At 61.3% G+C, this 21266-nt stretch carries 21 protein-coding genes; 9 read left to right on the top strand and 12 right to left on the bottom strand.

Features of this window, described 5'->3' with window-relative positions:
• Window positions 1–195: 195 nt before the first annotated feature.
• Window positions 196–909 carry a hypothetical protein gene (locus GGU46_RS08885; protein ID WP_183403173.1) on the top strand — a complete coding sequence of 238 codons (714 nt, stop codon included), beginning with the start codon at window positions 196–198 and terminating at the stop codon, window positions 907–909.
• Window positions 910–1006: 97 nt separating this feature from the next.
• Here the strand turns inward: GGU46_RS08885 and GGU46_RS08880 are convergent, their stop codons facing one another.
• Window positions 1007–2020 carry a zinc-dependent alcohol dehydrogenase family protein gene (locus tag GGU46_RS08880; protein ID WP_183403172.1) on the bottom strand — a complete coding sequence of 338 codons (1014 nt, stop codon included), beginning with the start codon at window positions 2018–2020 and terminating at the stop codon, window positions 1007–1009.
• Between the two features lie 402 nt (window positions 2021–2422).
• On the opposite strand from GGU46_RS08880, the gene GGU46_RS08875 reads away from it, so the two are divergent.
• Together GGU46_RS08875 and GGU46_RS08870 are read left to right on the top strand one after the other, a co-directional pair.
• Window positions 2423–2851, top strand: coding sequence for an STAS/SEC14 domain-containing protein (locus GGU46_RS08875; RefSeq protein ID WP_183403171.1), 429 nt, complete (start codon window positions 2423–2425; stop codon window positions 2849–2851).
• Between the two features lie 308 nt (window positions 2852–3159).
• Complete coding sequence (locus GGU46_RS08870; RefSeq protein ID WP_183403170.1) at window positions 3160–4101, top strand: NmrA family NAD(P)-binding protein; 942 nt, start codon at window positions 3160–3162, stop codon at window positions 4099–4101.
• Window positions 4102–4181: 80 nt separating this feature from the next.
• Here the strand turns inward: GGU46_RS08870 and GGU46_RS08865 are convergent, their stop codons facing one another.
• The 8 genes from GGU46_RS08865 to hutU form a co-directional block, all read right to left on the bottom strand.
• Complete coding sequence (locus tag GGU46_RS08865) at window positions 4182–4373, bottom strand: cold-shock protein (RefSeq protein WP_183403169.1); 192 nt, start codon at window positions 4371–4373, stop codon at window positions 4182–4184.
• A gap of 257 nt (window positions 4374–4630) precedes the next feature.
• A complete protein-coding gene (locus GGU46_RS08860) occupies window positions 4631–5740 on the bottom strand; it encodes a DUF5694 domain-containing protein (RefSeq protein WP_183403168.1) in 1110 nt (369 codons plus the stop codon).
• Between the two features lie 163 nt (window positions 5741–5903).
• On the bottom strand, window positions 5904–7094 hold the full coding sequence (locus tag GGU46_RS08855) for a DUF1624 domain-containing protein (protein ID WP_183403167.1): 1191 nt from the start codon (window positions 7092–7094) through the stop codon (window positions 5904–5906).
• Between the two features lie 214 nt (window positions 7095–7308).
• Window positions 7309–7638 (bottom strand): GNAT family N-acetyltransferase, encoded by a 330-nt coding sequence (locus tag GGU46_RS08850; RefSeq protein ID WP_183403166.1) that lies wholly within the window; start codon window positions 7636–7638, stop codon window positions 7309–7311.
• A gap of 252 nt (window positions 7639–7890) precedes the next feature.
• Complete coding sequence (locus tag GGU46_RS08845; RefSeq protein WP_183403165.1) at window positions 7891–8520, bottom strand: hypothetical protein; 630 nt, start codon at window positions 8518–8520, stop codon at window positions 7891–7893.
• Window positions 8521–9051: 531 nt separating this feature from the next.
• Complete coding sequence (locus tag GGU46_RS08840; RefSeq protein ID WP_183403164.1) at window positions 9052–9780, bottom strand: NADPH-dependent F420 reductase; 729 nt, start codon at window positions 9778–9780, stop codon at window positions 9052–9054.
• A gap of 177 nt (window positions 9781–9957) precedes the next feature.
• A complete protein-coding gene (locus GGU46_RS08835) occupies window positions 9958–10803 on the bottom strand; it encodes an AbiJ-NTD4 domain-containing protein (RefSeq protein WP_183403163.1) in 846 nt (281 codons plus the stop codon).
• Between the two features lie 32 nt (window positions 10804–10835).
• Window positions 10836–12512, bottom strand: coding sequence for a urocanate hydratase (hutU, locus tag GGU46_RS08830; protein WP_183403491.1), 1677 nt, complete (start codon window positions 12510–12512; stop codon window positions 10836–10838).
• A gap of 323 nt (window positions 12513–12835) precedes the next feature.
• On the opposite strand from hutU, the gene GGU46_RS08825 reads away from it, so the two are divergent.
• The 3 genes from GGU46_RS08825 to GGU46_RS08815 all read left to right on the top strand — a co-directional run bounded on the left by GGU46_RS08825 (window position 12836) and on the right by GGU46_RS08815 (window position 14231).
• Window positions 12836–13054, top strand: coding sequence for a hypothetical protein (locus tag GGU46_RS08825; RefSeq protein WP_183403162.1), 219 nt, complete (start codon window positions 12836–12838; stop codon window positions 13052–13054).
• A 126-nt stretch (window positions 13055–13180) separates the two neighbouring features.
• Window positions 13181–13636 carry a hypothetical protein gene (locus tag GGU46_RS08820; RefSeq protein WP_183403161.1) on the top strand — a complete coding sequence of 152 codons (456 nt, stop codon included), beginning with the start codon at window positions 13181–13183 and terminating at the stop codon, window positions 13634–13636.
• 334 nt (window positions 13637–13970) lie between these two features.
• Entirely contained in the window at window positions 13971–14231 is a 261-nt protein-coding gene (locus GGU46_RS08815; RefSeq protein WP_183403160.1) for a hypothetical protein, read from the top strand.
• Between the two features lie 95 nt (window positions 14232–14326).
• Here the strand turns inward: GGU46_RS08815 and GGU46_RS08810 are convergent, their stop codons facing one another.
• Window positions 14327–15130 carry a DUF4097 family beta strand repeat-containing protein gene (locus GGU46_RS08810; RefSeq protein ID WP_183403159.1) on the bottom strand — a complete coding sequence of 268 codons (804 nt, stop codon included), beginning with the start codon at window positions 15128–15130 and terminating at the stop codon, window positions 14327–14329.
• Window positions 15131–15517: 387 nt separating this feature from the next.
• On the opposite strand from GGU46_RS08810, the gene GGU46_RS08805 reads away from it, so the two are divergent.
• From GGU46_RS08805 to GGU46_RS08795, 3 genes are all read left to right on the top strand, one after another.
• Entirely contained in the window at window positions 15518–15673 is a 156-nt protein-coding gene (locus tag GGU46_RS08805; RefSeq protein ID WP_183403158.1) for a hypothetical protein, read from the top strand.
• Between the two features lie 238 nt (window positions 15674–15911).
• Window positions 15912–17636 carry a glucose-6-phosphate isomerase gene (locus GGU46_RS08800; RefSeq protein ID WP_183403157.1) on the top strand — a complete coding sequence of 575 codons (1725 nt, stop codon included), beginning with the start codon at window positions 15912–15914 and terminating at the stop codon, window positions 17634–17636.
• A 409-nt stretch (window positions 17637–18045) separates the two neighbouring features.
• A complete protein-coding gene (locus tag GGU46_RS08795; RefSeq protein ID WP_183403156.1) occupies window positions 18046–19050 on the top strand; it encodes an MBL fold metallo-hydrolase in 1005 nt (334 codons plus the stop codon).
• 186 nt (window positions 19051–19236) lie between these two features.
• Here the strand turns inward: GGU46_RS08795 and GGU46_RS08790 are convergent, their stop codons facing one another.
• On the bottom strand, window positions 19237–20118 hold the full coding sequence (locus tag GGU46_RS08790) for a DUF4097 family beta strand repeat-containing protein (RefSeq protein ID WP_183403155.1): 882 nt from the start codon (window positions 20116–20118) through the stop codon (window positions 19237–19239).
• 52 nt (window positions 20119–20170) lie between these two features.
• Entirely contained in the window at window positions 20171–21088 is a 918-nt protein-coding gene (locus GGU46_RS08785; protein ID WP_183403154.1) for an arginase family protein, read from the bottom strand.
• Between the last annotated feature and the right edge of the window lie 178 nt (window positions 21089–21266).

Below are 21266 nucleotides of genomic sequence, written 5' to 3'. Positions count from 1 at the left end.
AAAGGCCGGTAGCGCGTAGCTGCCGGCCTTTTTATTGGAACGAAGAGCCTGCCGCATCCCGCGCATTACGCACCAGGTTAAACAGCCCCCGGCGTTGCGGGCTTTTTTTGCGGAGAGCCTACTTGCTTCCTTTCTCGCGGTGTGTACTTTAGGTAGCCGCTGTGCCCCCTACCCCTCCCCCACGCCCGAAGTCTTATGCGCCTTACACCCATCCTTTTCTTTGCACTCACTGCTACCCTGGCCCGGGCCCAAAACCCTAACATCGAGCAGGTAGGCGCCGCCGGCCAGGCCAACCTGAACGCGCTGGGCACTGGCGCGGCGGCTCCCGTGTACATGGGCCGCACCGATGGAGTAGTCGGCAACCCCTACGTGGTGGCCCGGTGGCTGTCGGCCCGCTTGGTTACCAGCAGCCCGGTACCGTTGGCCCCCGTGCCCCTGAAGTATGATGTCCTGAACCAGCGGCTGCTGATGCGGCGGGTGGGCTCCAGAGACTCGCTGCTCCTCGACGACCGGCTGCTGACCGGCTTTGTGCTGGAGGAGCCCGCCACCTCCACGGCGCCGGCCCGGGAACGGGTGTTTCGCCGCTTCACGGAGGCCCCCCTGGCCCCGCAGCGCGCCCAGTACGTGGAGGTGCTGCACGAAGGCAAGTACGCCTTCCTGAAGCAGCACCGCAAAGTGGTTCAGAAAGCCCCGGTTTCCAGCGGCTACGGCGCGGACAGCAAAACAGCGGAACTGCAGGACCAGAACCTGTACTATGTGCGGCGCCCCGACGGCCGGCTGCTGCCCGTGAAGCTAACCGGCAAAAGCCTGCTGGCGGCCGCCCCGGAGCTGGCCCCCGTGGTGAAGGCTGCTGCTCCCCGAACCGAAGAGGACTGGGCCGCCGCCTTCCGCAACGCCGACCCGCGTTAAGCTTCACTAACCCGCACAAAAGCCTTTCCCGGGGTCAGGAAAGGCTTTTGCTGAATGCACGACATGGTTTGAGCCGCCGCGTGGGCCGTGTTGCACCTTAGCCTACCCGCACCACAATTTTGCCGAAGTGGGAGCCGCTGCCCATGTAGGCCAAGGCTTCCTTGGCCTGCTCGAAGGCGAAAGTCTGGCTGATAACGGGCCTGAGGCCGTTGCGGTCAAAGGCCTGCATCAGGTCGGTGAGCATCTGGGTGCTGCCCACGTAAATACCCTGCAGGCGCTGGGTGTTGATGGGCAGCATGCCCAGGTTGGGGGCCTCCTCGTGGGGGCCGCCCACGGCCCCAATCTGAAAGATGCTGCCACCGGCTTGCAGGGCTCGGATGGAGCGAGCCAGCTGGCCGGCTACTTCCAGCACGTAGGTTACCCCTGCGCCCTGGGTCAGCTCGCGGGCTTTTTCGTCCCAGTTGGGGGTTTGCTTGTAGTTGATGAGCAAGTCGGCGCCTAGTTCCCGGGCCCGGGCCAGCTTTTCATCGGAGCTGGAGGTGATAATGGTGCGGGCACCCAGCAGCCGGGCAATCTGCAGGCCGAAGATAGAAACGCCGCCGGTGCCCTGCAGCAGCAGCGTATCAGTGGGTTTCAGCCGGGCCTGCTCTACCAGCGCATGCCAGGCCGTAACGCCGGCGCACGGAAACGCAGCGGCCTCTTCAAATGAAAAGGAATCAGGCACTTTGGCGACGGCCTGCTCCGGAAACGACACGTATTCGGCCAGCACCCCATCGGTGCTGCCACCCAGGGAGCGGGCCGTTTTCTCCCCCGAGAAGGCGCCATCGTGCCAATCCGGGAAGAAGTTTACGGCTACCCGGTCGCCGGCCCGGAACTTGGTAACGCTGCGGCCCACCTCCACTACTACCCCCGCCCCGTCGCTGAAGGGGATAAAGGGCAGCTGCTCGCCGGGGTAGCCAAACCAGCCGTTGGCCAGGGCCCAGTCGCGGTAGTTCAGGGACACGGCCTTCACCTGAATTTTCACCTCCTGGTCGCGCACGGCGGGCTCATTGTAGTCACCCAGCGTGAAGTTTGCCAGGCTTTTGGGTCCGTGCAGCTTATATGCTTTCATAGGCAGAGAGTTGTGCTGAAAAATCCTCTAACCACCCACCCCAGCCAAATGTTGGCTTCCCAGGCAGCCACCGGCCCGGCCCCCCGCCCCCTGCCCGACCGGGTGTACCCGGCGCCGGGGGCCTGACCAGCTTACCCTGTCTGGAGAACTGCGCTACGGGCCGTGCTAAACTTTTGCCAAGCGCTACCGTTCACTAAACTACCTTCTTACCCTACTAGCCTCCGGCTGCTGTCGGCAGTCGGAAATACCACCTTTGATCTGCTTATCTGCTGGGCACAGGCCCGGCGCACCCGACATCAGCAAGATGCCGCAACCTCCGGCCTGTACGTATCTGGCCCGCCAGTGCCCGGCGCTTCCTGCTAGCCCGGCGCGACCCGCAGCGCGGCCCCCGACTAGTTCTTCATGAGTAGTGCACCAGAGGTAGTATCGTACGAAAACGAGGCCGGCAGCCTGTATTCCTTGCCGGCCGGCTACCTCCATCTGGTCTGGCAGACGGGCCCGCCCCGGCCCGAAAAAGCTATGCGTGAAGTGTTTGAGCAGGCGCTGCAGCTCTTGCAGCAAACCGGCTACCCTCGGCTGCTGACCGACCACCGCCAGCTAACGACTTACGGCGACGACGTGGTGGGCTGGCTGCTGGCCGACTGGCTGCCGCGGGTAGTACCCACCCGGCTTCTGCAGCGCGTGGCCCTCATGGGTTCCTCCCGCCTGACGGTGCGCCTCCAGGCCGACTATCTATTTCGGGAGGCCGGTGCCCGCTACGGGCTGCAAAGCCGCTGCTTTGGCACCGGCAACATGCCGGAGGCGCTTACCTGGCTGCTTTCCCCGCCCTGAGCAAGCGGCCGACCTCACCGGCTCTGCCGGGCCGCCGGGGTTACCTTCCTGACCGGGCGCCCCCGGCCTGCTTCCGCCGGTCAGGGGCGCACCCTGCATGGGGCTGGCAGCCTTCGGAAAACCGCCCAATAACTTTCCGCCGGGCCAGGTGGTAGTAGCAGTGGCAGTGGGGCACCACCTCCAGGGCGGGCCCTACCCTGGGGGCAGCCGGAAACTACAAGGGACGCTCCACTCTGCCGAACTGCCCGCCCGGGCTGATGTTTCGCCTGTTCGCCACCCGTTGGCGCTTACGTATCGTTTTCTTTCTGATGACCACCCCTGATCTGACTTTTTCCTCTGCTTCCGCCGCCGCGCCGGCCCGGATTGTGCTGGCCGGCGCTACCGGCGCCCTGGGCCTGCTGATTGCCCACCATCTTCGGCAGCGCGGCGCAGCGGTCCGGGCCCTGGTGCGCCCACAAACCCAAGACTCGGCCGAGGCCGCTTCGCTGCGCCTGCAGGGGGTGGAACTGGTAGCGGTTGACTATAGCCAGGCCGACCAGCTCCGGCAGGCCTGTGAGGGCGCCGCCTGCGTGGTATCGGCGTTGTCGGGGCTGCGCGAGGTAATTGTGGAAGGCCAGACGCGCCTGCTGGAGGCCGCCGTGGCGGCGGACGTGCCCCGGTTCATCCCCTCCGACTTTTCCATTGACTACACCAAGCTGCCCGAGGGTTCCAACCGCAACCTCGATTTGCGCCGCGAGTTTCAGCGCCGGCTGGATCAGGCCCCCATTCGGGCCACTTCCATTCTCAACGGTATGTTCACGGACCTGCTGACTGGGCAGGCCCCGGTTATTCTGATGGGGCTGCGACGGGTAGTGTACTGGGGCGACGCCGACCAGCCCCTGGACTTCACCACCATGCGCAATACGGCCGCCTTTACCGCCGCCGCCGCTCTCGATGCCACCGCGCCCCGCTACCTGCGCGTAGCCGGCGAGGTAGCCAGCATTCGGGGGCTGCAGGCGGCAGCCCAGGCCGTTACGGGCCGGGAGTTTAAGCTGCTGCGGGTGGGTAGCCTAGCCGCTTTCGGAAACGTCATCAAGCTGACCAAAGCCCTTATGACCGCCCCCAAGGAGGTATTTCCGCCCTGGCAGGGCATGCAGTACCTGCACAACATGTTCAGCGGCCGGCCGAAGCTGGAGCCCCTGGACAACGCCCGCTACCCCGATATCCGCTGGACTCCGGTGCGGGAGGTATTGGCCGCCTCGCAGGCGTAGCATTCTTGCTTCTGGCAGATGCGCAAACAAAAAAGCAGGCCGGGCGGCCTGCTTTTTTGTTTTTCAGAGAAAGGGAGCGGTTAGGCGCGGCGCACCTGAACGGCGTTCAGGCCCTTACGGCCTTGCTCTACCTCAAACTCTACCGTGTCATTATCACGGATTTCATCAACGAGGCCGGTTACGTGAACGAAGATGTCCTGGCCAGTGCTGTTGTCTTTGATGAAACCAAAACCTTTGGTTTCGTTGAAGAATTTTACGGTTCCTGTTGACATGATGCTTTAGGAAATGGATGAAAAGAAAGCAACTGACAACGGAACGCTACTTTGATTCTGCAAGCGAATAGAGAGTAGAGAAATCGAGACAATTTGCCTTAAACGGTGTAAACATACGCCTTTTATTCTGACAACCCTGTAAACGGGTTGCCTTTTACACAGGCAATAGGATACGGCGGGCTAACGAACTGCTTCCGGCTTAAGTTCAACGCCATCTTTCTTAAGCCAAAACCCAAGTAATCTGCTCCTGCGCCGGGCTAGGGCAAATCGTGGTAGGTACTGACGCGCACGTTGGGCATGGCCGCGAGCATACGGTGCATAATCATGGTATGGGCCGAGCCCACGGCCACCACCACCCGGCGGGCTCCCTGCTCCCGCGCCCGCCGCACAATATTGTCGCACATGCCCTGGTTGCGCAGCTCCCACTGGGTTTTCATGGCCTGCACGGCAGCCGTAGGGAAGCCCGGCGCTCCGTACAGGGCCTCATCGCCGTAGAAATTCAGGTCGTCGTTGAGCTTGCCAAAGGCTGGCGCGTTCATAATCCGGTAGGCCTCTTCGCTGGTTGCGGCGGCATCGAGGTAGGCGAAAAAAGCGGTTTTGGCGGCGGTCATCCGACGGAAGGTAGCAGCCTGCTCCGTGGTAGAATCGGCCTTGAAAGCGGCCTGCAGGGTCAGGAACTGGCCGTACGCCTGGCCGGAGGCCTGGCTGAACGCCTGCCCGTGGCGCTGGCAGTCCATGGAGTATAGCTGCCCTTGGCCGAGCTCCTGGAGCAAGGGGAAAAAGATACGGTGATACTCGGTGAGGGGGCGCACCATCTTCAGAACCTTGCGCAGCGAATCAGCGGGGCCAAACGCCTGCCGGTAGTAGGCCTGGTCGGCGGCGCTCAGGCGCTCCTTATAAGTTTCTTCCAGCAGATAGAGTTGGTACTCGGCGTTGGCCCGGTCGTGGTTGTAAGCGTAGTAGCGGGCCAAATCAATGCGCTGCTGGTGCAGCAGCGGATTCTTGCGCAACTGGCGGCGCACGGCAGCAGCAGCCTTATCGTCCAGAGGTGGGGTTTGCAGTTCCCGACGCTGCAGGTAGCGCAGGCTCCGCTGATAGGGCCGCGCCTCGCCCTGGGTGGCGGGCAGCAGCCGGGCATCGGCGGGCGCGAGGTATTCGCCAATCACCAGGTCGGGCTGGTAGGCTTTGAGCTTGTTGATGATGGGCCGGTAGCTGGCGTCGGATTCGCCGTTGTAGTGGGAGGTACCTACCAGTAGCACTTCCAGGGGCTTTTGGGCCACGGCCAGGGTAGCCGCCGCGCACCATATCAGCCATAACAGCCCCAAACGCTTACAATTCAGCGCGAAATAACTATGTAATCGAGACATAAAAGAGGGTATAATAGCAATACAAGCCGCATAAATGTAGCAAAACCAGGCTTACCCCCTACCCCCCGCTGGTACCTCAAAGCATAGGCAACTGCTGGATACTACCCGCTGCTACGGCAAGAGGTATTGCCCTTTTCCTGATACCCGAACAGTCCGGTTTACCTTACAGGTAAGACAGCCACCAGTAGGTATGGCGCCGCTTAACGCCCTGGTACCAGCGGCAGGGCCAGTACAGCACCACCAGTAGGGCCACCCACACCCCATACGTGCGCACCAGACTTGGCTCGTACTGCGGCGGCCAGGTAGGCGGGGCGGCCACCGACAGATTGATGGCCTGCCCAAAGGCGAGGCGCGTCCAGAGCCAGGCCCCGCTGCTGATTAGGGCCAGGTGCAGCAGGAAGTAGAAAAACGGCACCTGCCCGTAGGTGCGCAGCCAGCGCGTGAGGCGGTTGTGCACGGTTTCCAGCTGGCCCAACAGCAATAGCATAACGCCCAAGGTCAGACTTACGAACAGCAAGGAGGGCGGGTACTTGCTTACATTCAGAAACGACAGCGCAGTGTATTCCCAGCCGCGCGGCTGCGGGCTCCAGGGGCTGGGGTCGCCGTACCAGTTGCCGGCCCGCAGCAGCACAAAGAACACCAGCAGCCCCGCTCCGGCCCACCTCAGCAGCCGGGCACGCTCCGCTAAAGGCCGCGTAAACCAGGGGCCTACCACGTAGCCAGCCAGCATCACGCCCAGCCAAGGCCCCACGGAGTAGGCCACTACAACCGAAGGTAGGCCCCCAAAGGGTATTACGAAAGGAGTGTTGTGCAGCAGTGCCCAGCCCACGTTGGCAGGGGTTACGGGCTGCAGGAAGGGTAGCGCGTCGTGGCCCAGCAGAATAGCACCGGCCAGCACGGCCAGCACCGGGCGCGGCAGCCACAGCAGCCCCGCCAGCAGCAGCATGCCAACACCAATAACCCAGATAACTTCCAGCAGCAATACGTTGTAGCTCCACTGCAGCAGAAAGCCAATAATCAGCAGCTCAGTGAGAACCAGCCACAACCCGCGCTTCAGCAAAAACCGACTGGTGGCTGCCCGACTCCCCCGCTTCTGCTGCTGCAACCAGATGCTCGCGCCCGAGAGAAACACGAAGGTTGGGGCGCAGAAATGGGTAATCCAGCGGGTGAAAAACAGCAGGCCGGTGGTCTGGGTCACGTCTTCGGGCCGGAAGGCGGTAGGGCTCCACAGCTCGCGCACGTGGTCCAGCGCCATCACCACCATCACCAGCCCGCGCACCACATCAATGCCCTGCACGCGGGGCGCTGCCCCGGCCGGGACCAATACGGCTGGCGAATCAAGCATTTGCTCCATATGCTACGGGTATAGAAGGCAGGATGAAAGGCCACGGCGGAGGCAGGTACCGGACCTGCTGCTCGGGCAGATTCACGCCTTATTCCCTAATGATAAGCAATGCTATGGCAACTAGAAATGCGTCGTGGGCTCAGCACGACGTTTTAGAAGTCCTTTTTAAGACTTTTTCGCTGCAGCCGGCTATCATTAAAGCCCGACTACAACCTAAGCACGACTATTCCTGCTCCTTCGGCTGAAACCAGCGCAGGTAGGCGGGGGCCACCAGGCGCTGCCACTCCGGGTGTCGCTTCAGGTAGCTGGTCACGAAGGGGCACAGCGGAATGAGTTGCCGCTGCCGCTGCTCCACTTCCGCCAGCACCTTTTCTACCAGCGCCGTGCCTACCCCCTGCCCTTCCAGCTGCCCCGGTACTTCGGTATGAAACAAAGCCAGGGCCCCCTCCCGCTCGCCGTACTCCATAAAGGCCGTGGCGTGGTTCACGGTCAACTCGAAGCGGTGGCTGCCGCTGTTATCGGTAAGCGGGAGGTTTTGCAGTTCAGGTTTCATAAGGGCAGATATGAAAAGCGTGAGGAGCTTAATTCGCGCGGAATTTATGGTAGCGGAGTCCGACAAGCTGTTGGGTGCCGGTCATCTTTCCAGGACGTGTGAACAGTGAAAGAACGTCATTCCGAGCTTGCCGAGAAACCTCGCTCGGCTAACGTCTGGATAGCGTGGCAAAGACCCCACACGAGATTCCTCGGCAAGCTCGGATTGACGTTCTATAAGATGAGACAAGAAACGGCTTCCCGTCCGCAGACCTTAGCACGGGAAGAAGAACTCCACTTCCTGCAAACGGCCGTTTTTAAATACCAGATTCAAGGATGCGTCGGTCAGCTCGCCGTTGTGTTCAAACGGCAGGTTTACAGTTAGCTCGCCGGACTCGGGCTCCGGTTCTTCGGCTTGCTTGGTGGCTACGGGGTAGAGGCGGCGCACGTCTTCCAGGGTCGTGTTCTGGTCGAGGGTGAGTTTCCCCAGCTTCCCCTTGAATTGGCCCGTCGTCACGTCGAAGCTGTGCAGCAGGGCCTGGGTGCCGCTCACTTCGTATAGGGTGTTGCCGTAGTACCACCAGTCGCCGGCGGGGGCATTCGGGGGCGTATCCAGCTGGCTGCCGCACTCCACGGCGCCCTTCTCCACGCTGTCGGGGCGGCCCATTTGGCGCTTCAGCTCCTGAACCGTCAACTCCTTGTTCGGCTGCCCATTAACCGTCACCAGGCCGTCTTGTATGCGCTCGGGGTTGGCCGATGCGGTAGGCTCTGGGCTAGGTTCCGGGGTGGCGGAGGGGGTAGGCGGCGCGTGTGCCGCTGCCTCAGTTGCGGCGGGGGTAGTGGGGCTACTCTGGCAAGCGGCCAGGCTCAGCAGGAAAGGCGCAATGCAAATAAAAAGCTTCATAGAGAATATAGATGTGCGCAAGTATAGTTGTAATGGCTCGTACTAGCCTGTGGTCAGCAGGCGCACCCTTCCAGAGCAAACGAGCGCAGGAAACTCCTACCCCTGATAAGTCCTTCAAGCCAAAGCAGGTAGCCCGGCCTGCAGGCTGCTTTTGCACCGCCCGCACCCGAAACGCCCCGGCAAGCTTTACCTGGCGGATGACGACCGTTTCCCTATCCCCTACCCCTCCTTCAACCGAAAAGCGCCGCCCCGGAAACCAGGGCGGCGCTTGCTGCGCGTTTTGCCGATGACGCGGCAATAGAATCACAAGCTTATGCTAGGCTGAACTGCTAATAAAGCAAGAACAGTCATTCCGAGCTGGTCGAGGAATCTGGCGTGCTGACGTTGCCAAAGTATCTACTCCCCCTCTCCCCCTGGAGAGGGGGCCGGGGGGTGAGGCGAACCACGTAAGCGAGATTCCTCGGCAAGCTCGGAATGACCGTTCTTGCTTTATTACCAACTCAGAATAAGTCATTCGTTTCCCGGCGGCGGCTACTTCAGCTTGATGCCTTGGTCGGCCATGGCCTGCTCCGCCTTGGCGTGGTTGGCCAGGAACTCCTGGTGCTGGGCTTCGGTGCGCTCGGAGCCGAGGCGGACCAGATGCTCACGCACCTGGTCGGCGGGCAAATCGTTGCAGTAGATGGGGCCGCCAGGCTGCTGCCGCCACGACTCGCGCATGGTGCCCCCGTCGAGGGCGTCGAAACCCAGCTCTTCTACCAGGGCCATTACCTTCTGCTTGGCGGCGGCATCATCAGAAGCCACGGGCAGGGCAATGCGGCCGGGCGTGCCGGCGGGCGTGCCGTTCTTTTCGAGGTGCTCAGCGAAGATGTTGTTGAACACCTTCACTACGGGGCGGCCCAGGTGCTGCTGCACCCAGCCGCTTTCGGTCAGGTCGCCGGTTTCCAGCTCCGGAATGTGGCCGTCGCGCAGCATGGGGTAGTAGTTGCTCGTGTCGATGATGGGCACCTCGGCCGGCACGTCGGCCAGCAGGTCTTTGGGCAGGTCCGGGATTTTCTCCAGCGGAATGGTTACCACAAGGATGTCGCTGCCGCGTTGGGCTGCTTCCTGGGCTGTTACGGGGGTAGCGCCGGTTTTCTGGGCCAGGTCCTGCAGGGTTTCGGGGCCGCGGGAGTTGGCAATGTAAACCGAATGGCCGAGGCTGGTAAGCCGCACGGCCAGGGCGCTGCCGATGTTACCGGCGCCAATGATTCCGATGTTCATAGTTGTGTGGTTTGGTTCATACGCCGGTGATGTGCCGGCGCAGGGAGGGAAACAACGGAAGTGGTCGTTTTGCTTTTTTCTGGGGGTAGGCTAGAACGAGCAACGCCGCCAGAGTTTCCTCGGGCGGCGTTGGTGGTTTGTCGGCGCATACATACTACCTTTTGAAAGACGGTTGGCTTAATCTACCCGCACTTTCATTTTAAGATAATTAATGAATGCAGAGCACGAAACCAACATAAACTTAGCATCCTCAAATTTGACTTCTATGTCATCTTCAAGCAGAGCATGCCTTATTCCGGAAGCATCACTAGTATACCCGTAAATAGATGAAAACCCAGCCTTTAAGGCTTTATGAAGAGGATACAATTTTTCTATTTCAGCCAAAGCTCTCCCCAAAGTCGCACTAGAATCACCTATCACAATTTTGCACATAGACTCAACAGCACTAATTGATTCCTTTACAGAATTCCTATAATCAGGGTTATTCCTATCAGACAACAAATTTAGTGAAGTAGATAAATGTAGAGTAACTGGCTTCCAGAGACCGGAGTCATTGATAGCTTCTTCAATCTCAGAAATTTCTTCTTCGGAAGTGATTTGTGCTATTTTATTATTTGCAATTCTGTATCCTGATACTTCCTTAGAAAGAGCAATATTACAGTGATTAACAAAACGCTCACGCAGATCATTAATATGATTAAAGGAACACAAAAATTCAATAATATCGTATATTTCATACCAATTTGCTGTAAAAAACCACTCTCTCAATTTATTCAAAAAGCCATCATATCTTTGATATGAAGAGTTATACGGAATAGAATCACTTGTACGCACAAAAAATTCAGTCCATATTAAAATTAAGAAATTATCAAATCTTATTGTTTCATACATAAATTTTCTATTTACATTCGCAATTAGATATACAATACAGTCCCAAAGCCTATTTTTTAATGCTTCATCAATTCCATCTACCTGCAACAAGTTTTTGACAGGAGTTTTTCCAATCCTTTGAGAGAATTTCATTTACGATGTTCTAATTTTTGCTACAATAAACTTCACTTCCACCCTGGAATCTTCACTCCGCGCTCCCGGGCTACCTGCTGGGCCAGCTCGTAGCCGGCGTCGGCGTGGCGAAAGATACCCATGCCGGGGTCAGTGGTCAACACCCGTTTTAGCTGTTCGGCTTTTTCGGGGGTGCCGGTGGCTACTATTACCATGCCCGCGTGGGTGCTGTTGCCGATGCCCACGCCGCCGCCGTTGTGCAGGCTCACCCAGTCGGCTCCGGAGGCGCAGTTGGCCAGGGCGTTGAGCAGGGGCCAGTCGGCTACGGCGTCGGAGCCATCCTGCATGCCTTCGGTTTCGCGGTTGGGCGAGGCCACGGAGCCGCAGTCGAGGTGGTCGCGGCCGATGACGATGGGGGCTTTTACTTCGCCGCGGGCTACCAGGTCGTTGATAATCAGGCCGAACTTTGCCCGCTCGCCGTAGCCCAGCCAGCACACGCGGGCCGGCAAGCCAATGAAGGGCACTTTGGCCTGGGCCTTTTCAATCCAGCGGCGCAGCATGCGGTTTTCGGGGAAGGTTTCGAGCAGGGCGCGGTCGATGCGCAGGATATCCTGGGGGTCGCCGGAGAGGGCCGCCCAGCGGAACGGCCCCTTGCCCTCGCAGAACAGCGGCCGGATGTAGGCGGGCACGAAGCCGGGGTAGAGAAACTGCCCGTGCTCGTCGCGCACCCGCAGGCCACCTTTTTCGGCCTGCCCGCGCAGGTTGTTGCCGTAGTCGAGGGCCACGGCGCCGGCCGCCTGCAAATCAATAATGGCCTGGCAGTGCTTTACAATGGACTGCAGAGCCCGGCGCTTAAACTCCGCGGGGTTGTCCTGGCGCAATTGCAGCACCTCGTCCAGGTTGCCTTCCGGGATGTAGTCCATCAGGTCGTGGGCCGAGGTTTGGTCAGTTACAACATCCACTGGGAAGCTTTGGGCCAGCAATTGGGGTAGCACGGTGGCGGCGTTGCCCGTCAGGCCCACGGAGTAGCCTTTGCGCTCGGCTTTGTACTGCTGGCACAGCTCCAGGGCGTGAGCCAGGTCGCGGGCCTGCTCGTCTACGTACCCTTCGCGCACCTTCTGCTTCACGCGGGCATCAATGGGCTCAATCACCAGGCACACCCCATCGTTCATGGTCACGGCCAGGGGCTGGGCACCCGACATGCCCCCGAGCCCGGCCGTGACAGTGATGGTGCCGGCCAACGTGCCCGAAAAGTGCCGGTCGGCCACGGCGGCCAGGGTTTCGTAGGTGCCCTGCAGAATGCCCTGGGTGGCAATGTAAATCCAGGAGCCGGCCGTCATTTGCCCGTACATCATCAGGCCCTGGCGGTCCAGCTCATCGAAATACTCCTGGGTGCTCCAGGCCGGCACCAGGTTGGAGTTGGCGATGAGCACCCGCGGGGCGTGGGCCCAGGTACGAATCACGCCCACGGCCTTGCCCGACTGCACCAGCATGGTTTCGTCGGGGGCCAGGGTTTTGAGGGTGCGTACTATGGTCTGGTATTCCTTCCAGTTGCGGGCGGCCCGGCCAGCCCCGCCGTACACAATCAGCTCATCATACACCAGGCTCACGGCCGGGTCGAGGTTATTTTCCAGCATGCGCAGGGCGGCCTCTGCTTCCCAGGTTTTGCAGCGCAGCTCGGGGCCGTGCTGGGCCCGAACTATTTCGGAAGGCTTATATTCGTAGTACATCGGGCGCTGGGAGGCCGCGCCCCCTACCCCCTGCCGGCCAGCCAAGGGGCTGCCCGATGGAGAGGGGTTGGCAGTATCGGAGACGGAGGACGCTTCGAGGTTGAGCTCGGGAGCGGGGGTAGGAGCAGAAGAGGTGGACATAGGGACGAGTGGCTGGATGGGGCTGGAAGGTAGGATTTTCCGGCGCGTCAGGCTACCCCTTCCCCCCGGCCGGAAGGGCAATGTTCATCAAAGCTTAACGCCCTGTAAGGCATTGGTTCAGGCCCGGCTCCGTACCAGTCAGAAGTTTTTTCAGGGCCTTTCCTCACTCTTTTCAGTGCACCATGCGTCAGTTCACCGATTATTTCCAGGTAATGACTTTGCTGCTTCTGCTGCTGCTGGGAGCGGCCAACCGTAACCGGCTGGCTCCGTCCCTACCTCTGGCCGCGCGTCATCTGGCAAGCCAAACCAACCAGAACCGGCCGCAACCAGCAACCTGGTGGCAGGCTTCACCCAAGCCCGCTTTAGCGCAGCAATTCATCATGCAAGCTCAACCATTATAAAATAACCAAGATTTTATTAATCAAAATCAGGTTACCTCTTCCCGGTTCGGAGTATAAAGCCCTGATTCGGCGCTAGTAGGCTTCGGATTCATCTGAAAACACCCCATTCCTTATCCAACCAACACCATGAAAAAGGTTCTTTTTTTAGCTCTGGCTGCGGCCTCGTTTACGTTTGCCTCGTGCGGCGGTAACTCTCAGGAAGGTGCCAGCGGCACGGGTACCGAAGGCGGCACCGGCATGGAGTCGAGCAGCGGCTCGGGCTCGGGCTCTATGGATGCTTCCGGCTCCGGCGACGCCAGCATGAGCAGCGACACCAGCTCGATGGGCACGGGCTCGGGCGGTGGCGGCACCACCAGCAACGGCGACCAAAGCGCGGGCTCTACTACTAGCGGCACCAGCACCACAGGTGGTAGCACCGCTGGCGGGATGGGCACCACCGCGGGCGGCAGCACAGCCGGTACTACCACGGGTACCACGGCCGGCACCACCACCGCAGGTGGCAGCACTGCAGGTGGCTCTACGGCCGGCACCACGGGCACTACCAGCGGCACCACCGCCGGTGGTGGCACCACGGGCCGCTAAGCCGGCCTGACGTACAGATAAAGAAAGCCTCTCACCCTGTGAGGGGCTTTTTTTGTGCCCTCCCGGGAGCCGGCCTACCCCCACTCCGCGGGCAGCAACAAGAACGGTTGCTGCGAGCTACTGGTCAGGCAATGACACCGGCCCATACGCTGGGTTACTGATGACGCGGCCACGCTGGCAGGCATAGGGGCAAGCTCAACCGCACTAAAAAATCAAGAAAACTTTTACTTCTCGCGGGTTACCTACCCCCGCTGCCGGTATCAAGGCCTGAATTTGCTGCCCAAGAGTGGCGAAGCTGCTTTCGAATTTCATTTACCCATCACCTGCTTTCACCATGAAAAAAGTTCTGTTCCTCGCGCTGGCGGCTGCTTCGTTCACGTTTGCTTCGTGCGGCGGCGACGCTACCACGACCAACGAAGGCGGCACCGGTGCCGATGACGCTTCGGCCACCGAAGCTCCGGCCACCGAATCCACCACTGCTACCGACACGACCATGACCGGCACCGATGCTGCTACCACGGCCGGCTCGACCACCACGGAGGGCACCACCGCCGGTGCTACCGGCACTACGGCTGGCGCCACTACCGCCCAGTAGGTAGCTGCTTAGCCCAGCATCCAAATAAGAAAAGGCCCTCCATCGGTTGATGGAGGGCCTTTTCTTATTTGGATGCTGGCTGGTAGCTACGGTGCCTAGTTGCCCGTGCTACGCAGTACAATGCCGCCGTTGGTGGTTACCGCTCTAACGGGTGCTCCGCCCTGGCCCAGGTTCACGGCTACCTCACGGCTGCCACTGCTGTTGCCGGGCAGGCTGGTTTGGATAGCGCCCTGTTGCGTGCTGGTGAATAGCTGGGCCGAATACGCCGGCGGGATTTGCCAGGAAATTCCGCCATTAATGGTAGTCACGTTCAAGCCCTTGCCTTCCCAGCGGCTACCGGTTAGTGTAATGCTCAAGCCTCCGTTCTGGGTGCGGCCCCTGATGTCGCCGCCCGCGCCCGTGATGCTTACCCCCCCGTTTTGGGCCTCGAATGAAACCGGCCCTTGCAGATGCTCCAGGTTGATGCCGCCATTTTGAGTAGTCAGGGCCAGGGCCATTTGCCTGGGCACGAACACCTCATAGCTCACGGCGTAGCCATCGGCAGCGGCCGGGCCGGTAGCGCGCAGTGTATTGCCCTCGGTGCTGATTTTTACTTGCTGCACCCGCTCCCGGGCTTCGGCTTCGGTGCCGGCCCAGGCGTGCACTTTGGCCCGCACCCGCACCTCAGCGCCAGCGTAGCCTTTCACCGAAATACCGCCATTGCGCTGCCCGTCGATGGTTAAGAGCTGGCCGGCAGCCGGGGCCGGCAGGGTCAGGTCGCGGGTTTCGCAGGAACGCTTCTGGCCGGAGCTGCCCCACTTGCCTTCTTCGCAAGTAGAGGTGAATACGGGCTGCGTGGCCTGGGCCGTCGCCGTTAGGGCGGAAGCGCCCACTAGAAAAGCAAGAAGCACCTGTTTCATACCAGTAAAATAGTGAAAGTGAAATACATGCCCTACTGACAGCGGGCAGCCGAAAAAGGCTGCATCCACCACGAAACTTTTCGTACATACCGAAACGCCGCGCGTTTTGCGGTTGGCAAATGCTTGTTCGCGGGGGCGGCCGCCGCTGCTGCAGCGGGCCGCTTGCTGGTCAGCCGTTCCCGCAAGCCCGGTGCGCAGTTCTGGCTTCGGAGCCAGCAGCTGCCTCACGCCTTGCAGAATTTTTACCGGCTTATTTCTGGTTGGACGGGTATTAAAGGGGAGTTCGACAAATAAATATTCAGGATTCCTATACCTGAATCAAATTCTGCCGTATGTACCCGCGCCGGTTCACCCAGACCGGTATTTCACTCACTCGTTCTCCCTGTTATGCAGCGTTTTTCTACTCTCCTGCGCTTCTTTGCGCTCTTTCTCCTGCTGGTGCTGGGCGCGGCCAACCGGCAGCGTCCGCTCGCCCAGCTTACCCTTTCGGAAGAAATTTCGGCCTTCTTCCGAAGTGTAGCCGTCACCCCTTCCAACACCTAGGACGGGAAATTTTTTAGCCGGGTTTCTGCCAGCCGCTGTTCCTTCCGCTCCACCCGCGGAGGGAATGGCGGCTCGTTGTTTTTCGTGAGGCTGCCGCTCACAGGCTACACCCCGAATGCGGAAATTTAAGGGAATCTCGCGGCGTATCTGGCTACTTCTCTACCTTTGCCCGGTACCCGTGCGGCCGGCCGCGGGCAGCGGCCGGCTCCTGCCCCGACACTTCCTGAACCCGAATCGAATGGAAACTTCTCCCTCCAACATCTCCGACATGACCCTGCAGCTGGGCGCTTACCAGGCTGCCATCGACGCCAAACTGCAGGATTTCAAGGCTCGTAACTTCACCGCCGGTTTCTGGCAAAAGCAGGCCGACCTGTGGGTGCAGGACGCCGAAGCCCAGCAGAGCCTGCGCAGCTTTATGGGCTGGCTGCGGGTAGCCGAAACCATGCTGCCCCGCGTGGGCGAGATAGAGGAATTTGCCCGCGAGGTGAAGGCCGCCGGCTTTCAGCACGTAGTGGTAATGGGCATGGGCGGCAGCACCATGACCCCGATTGTGTTCCGCCAGGCCTTCCAGCAGGGCCCCGACGCCCTACCCCTCTCGGTGCTCGATACCACTAACCCCGGCACCGTGCGCGAAATTGAGGAGTCGGTGCCGCTGGCCCAGACCCTGTTTGTGGTAGCCAGCAAATCGGGCACCACGGCCGAGCCCCTGGCTTTCGGCGACTATTTCTACGCTCGCCTCAAGGAAATTAAAGGCGACAAGGCCGGCGAGAACTTCGTGGCCATTACCGACCCCGGCTCCAAGTTTGTAACCCAGGCTACGGAAGAAGGCTACCGCCGCATCTTCCTGAACTTTGCCGAGGTAGGCGGCCGCTTCTCGGCCCTCTCCTACTTCGGGCTGGTGCCGGCTGCTTTGTACGGCATCGACATTAAAACCCTGTTGGAGCGCGCAATTGACATGATGCGCGCCACTGGCTCGGAGGGCGACGTAGAGCAAAACCCCGGCCTGGAGCTGGGCGTGGCCCTGGGTGTGCTGGCCCAGCAAGGCCGCGACAAGCTCACCCTGGTAGTTCCCGACACCATTTCTGACTTTGGCCTGTGGCTGGAGCAGCTGGTGGCTGAAAGCACCGGCAAGGAAGGCAAGGGCATCATGCCCCTGGCCGGCGACCCACTCAATGGCCCCGAGGTGTACGGCCAGGACCGCGTGTTCGTGTACGTAGGCTTCGAAAACCAGCCCGACGAGCAGAACCGCCAGAAGGTAGCTGCCCTGCAGGCTGCCGGCCACCCAGTGGTTACCATTCTGATGCGCGACGCCCTGGACCTGGGCGCTGAGTTCTTCCGTTGGGAAGTAGCCACGGCCATTGCCACCGCCGTACTCGAAATCAACCCCTTCGACCAGCCCAACGTGCAGGCGGCCAAAACCGCCACCGACCAGCTGATGAAGGTGGTAGTAGAAAAAGGCTCTTTGCCCGAAGAAAGCACCCCGGTGCTCCAGGAAAACGGCCTCGCCTACTACACCAATGTTTCGGGGGGCAACGCGGTGGAAGTGCTGCGCGCCTTCTTCGGCCAGAGCAAGCCCGGTAATTTCCTCTGCATTCAGGCCTACTTGCAGGAATCGGAAGCCCTCAACCAGGAGCTGCAGGAAGTACGCAGCCTGGTGCAGCAGCACATGCACATTGCCACGGCGTCGGGCTACGGCCCGCGCTTCCTGCACTCCACGGGCCAGTACCACAAAGGCGGCCCCGACAACGGCCTGTTCCTGCAAATTACTACCGACCACGCCCAGGACCTGCCCCTGCCCGGCCGCCCCTACACCTTCGGTACCTTCCAGAATGCCCAGGCTGCCGGCGACCTGAAGGCTCTGCAGGACTACAACCGCCGCACCCTGCGCGTGCACCTGGGCTCGGCCGGCGAAGCCCAGGGAGTAAGTACCCTGCTTACCGCCCTGCGTGAGGCGCTGGCGTAAGCAGTAGTGCTTTACGCTTTTCACAAAAGGCCCGACTGGTTTGCCAGCCGGGCCTTTTGTATGCGGCAGGACCGTCCTGTCGAGCCCCGCGAGACATCCCGCGTGCTGACGTTGCACCGGGAACTCCCTCGGCAACCGCTCCATAGCCCAGGGCTTAAACCCTGGGCTAGTGAACGACTGGCCTAGACCTATGGCAACGAAGCGGTAGAGATGCTTCGCGGGGCTCAGCATGACAGTTACCATCACAACGTCCGCACGCGAGATGTCTCGCGGGGCTCGACATGACAAGTACTATCACAACGCCAGCACGCTAGGCACCTCGCTTCACTTGGAATGACACCTTGCGCTTTTCATACCCAATTCAAAGGAGGCTCGTACTGACTGTATCGTTTCACCTACCCCTGAACTCATGGAAAAGGTAGCTGCTGGGGTTCACCAGCTCTCTATTCAACGCTTTGTTAATGTATATTTTGTAGAAACCGGCCACGCCGGGGCCTGGGTGCTGGTCGATACCGGCCTGCCCGGCTCGGAAAAGGCCATCATTGAGGCGGCCGACAAGATTTTCTACCCCGGCACCCACCCCGAAGCCATTCTGCTGACCCACGGCCACATGGACCACTCGGGCTCGGCGCAGGCCCTGGCCGAGCACTGGAAAGTGCCCGTGCTGGCCCACCCCCTCGAAATGCCCTTCCTGACGGCCCGGGCCGTGTATCCGCCCGCCGACCCAACGGTAGCGGGCGGCGGCTCCCTGGCGTTTGTGGCCCGTTTTTTCCCGCCCCAGTCGTTCCAGCTTAGCGACTACGTGCAGCGCCTGCCCGAGGATGACGCGGAGGTCCCTTTCCTGCCCGACTGGCAGATTCTGCACGTGCCGGGCCACGCGCCGGGCCAGATTGCCCTGTTCCGCGAAAAAGACCGCACCCTGCTCGGGGCCGATGCCTTTGCCACGGCCAACCACGAGTCGTTGCCGGAATTGCTGCTGCAGCGGCCGAAAATCAGCGTGGCGGGCGCGCCGTTCAACTACAACTGGCAGCAGGTGCACGAATCCATTCAGAAGCTGGCGGCCCTGCGGCCCGCGGCCATCGGCTGCGGCCACGGCCCCGTCATCAAAGGCCCCGCAGCTGCCGCGGGCCTGCAGAAACTGGCCGACGAGTTCCGGATTCCGGCCCAGGGCCGCTACGTGCAGGACCCCGCCCGCCTCGACGAAAACGGCGTAGCCTACCTCCCGCCGGCCCCCCACGACCCCATCCGGCAGAAGTTTACCATTGCCGCGGTAGGGTTGGGCGCCCTGGCGGGGGTAGCCCTGCTGGTAAAGCGCTACCAGAAGCACAAACAAAACAAATACCCGCAGAAAACCTCGCCCCTGCCCAAGCGCCCCCGCACCGAGGAAGTAGTACGCTACCCCGAGCAGTACTAAGAAGCGTGGTCAGGTAGCAAAATGAACGTTATGGCGAGCTGGTCGAGACATCTCGCTCAAATCGTTGAGGTAGTAATCCAACGTCAGCACACGAGATGTCTCGACCAGCTCGACAGGACGTTCATTTCATGGTCCATCTATCCTTCCTGATCCGCAACAAAAACGCCCGCTTTCAGCGGGCGTTTTTTATTTACTTCCTTCTTCCTCCGTCAGCTGAACATCCAGGGGTAGGGCTTCCTGCTTTACCGTTACGCTGCCGTTGACGGTGGTGGCCCGGAGCTGGGCGCCGCCCTTGCCGAGGGTTGCCACCAGGTTGTGGGGTAGTACGCTCTTGCGCTTGGTATTCAGCTCGGCCTGCACGCGGCCCTGCACCGTGCGGGCCATGATGGTGGCAGCGTACACGGCGGGCAGCTGCCAGGCAATGCTGCCATTTACGGTGCTGACATCCAGGCCGGGGCCCTGCCAGGCGCTGCCGGTGAGGGTGAGGGTGAGGCTGCCGGCGGTGGTTTTGCCGCGCACGTCGCCGCCTACTCCGGTCAGGGCCAGGCTACCGTTGGTGCTTTCGCAGCGCAGGGTGCCGCGCACGTTTTCAACGCTGATGCTGCCGTTGGTGGAGCGCAGCAGCAGGTCGGTTTGGGTGGGCACCAGCACTTCGTAGCTGACCTCCCAGCCATCCAGGCTTTCATTGGCGCGGGCAGCCTGCAGCACGTTGTTCTGGGAACTGACGCGCACGGCGGCGGCCAGGGCTTTGGCCGCCGCCGGGGTAGCGGCCCTACCCGTCACTACCGCCCGAACCCGCACGTCCGGGCCGCTCCAGGCCCGCACCAGAATGCTGCCATGCAGGCGGGCATCCACGGTGAGAGGCGTCCCGGCGGGCGGGGCCGGCAAGGTCAGGGTCCGGGTTTCGCAGTGCTGCTTCTGCAGGGAAGCAGAAGCGGGCACCACGGGGCACGCCAGGGTAAAAGCCGGGCCGGGGGCGGGCTTTGCGGCAGGTTTAACGGGTGCTTTCTGAGCCGCGACGGGCAGCCCCAGCACTACGCCCAACAAACAAGTAAACAGGTGTTTCATAGCAGAAGAAGGAGGCAAAAGCCCTGACTTTATGCCGGGTAAGGGGGTAGCGTCAGGCACTGAGGGTAGCAGCTATGCCGGTCAGGTAGGCCGTGAGGATGGTGGCGGCCAGCCGCGCGGTTTGGTTGTCCCGGTCGAAGAGGGGGTTCAGCTCCATCAGTTCAAACAAGAGCACTTCCGGTTCCTTGCCGGCCAGAAAAGCGGCCTCCACCGCTTGCCGGGGCGTGAACCCATCGGCGCTGGGGGCCGAAACGGCCGGGGCGTAGGCTTCGGCACAGCCATCTATATCGAAGCTCACGAAGGCGGGGCCGGCGGCCGTGGCCCGGCGCAGGGCCCGGCGCATGTACCCGGCCATGCCATCGTGCTGCACATGGGCCAGCGGTACCAGCGTAGCCTGCTGCTGGTGTAGGAAGTCGATATCCTCGCGGGTATTGAGGTTGGAATGCAGCCCGATTTCGGTGAACCGCTCCCCGGCCAGCACTTCCTCGCGCAGCAGCCTGCCGAAGGGCGTACCACTGCTGAGCAGCCCGGGGCGGTCCTTCACATCGGCGTGGGCATCGAGGTTGATGCCGCCCACGGCCTGCCCGTTGGTGGCGTCGCGCAGGGCCCGCACGGTGCTGTAGGTGCAGTCGTGGGAGCCGCCCAGCACCACCACGCGGGGGTACTGGAGGAGCAGGCGCGTGAGCTCCGCCCGAATGGTTTGGTGGTTGGCTTCGTGGTCGGGGGTAGGGCGCAGGTCCAGGTTGCCGGCGTCGGCAATGCGCAGGCCCTCCAGGCTCACGTTGTGCTCCAGGTTATAGGTTTTGTGGTAGCGGCACAGCTCCCGCCGGATGGCTTCGGGCCCGCCGGCGGCGCCGGCGCGGCCGCCTTCCAGCACAGTTCCAAAGTCGAGGGGCAGCCCCACCAGGCAGACATCGGCCTGGGCAAGCTCGGTGGCGGGGCGCAGTAAGTCGCGGATAAAGGTGGGCATGCCCAAATGTAGCGGGAAACCGGAGCTTGCCCCGCGGCCAACGTTTCACCGGCCCGGTCCGACAGGCGAAGCCCGTCCGACCGGTTGACGCCCCGCCGCCCGAGCTGTTTCCGCCTACCCCTCCACGGCCGCAAACCCTATCGGCCGGAAGTCAGCCCGAAGCCAACTGGTCGGACGG

The sequence above is a fragment of the Hymenobacter latericoloratus genome, assembly GCF_014199535.1.
GTDB classification, from domain to species: domain Bacteria; phylum Bacteroidota; class Bacteroidia; order Cytophagales; family Hymenobacteraceae; genus Hymenobacter; species Hymenobacter latericoloratus.
This window is presented reverse-complemented; position numbering and strand designations above follow the sequence as displayed.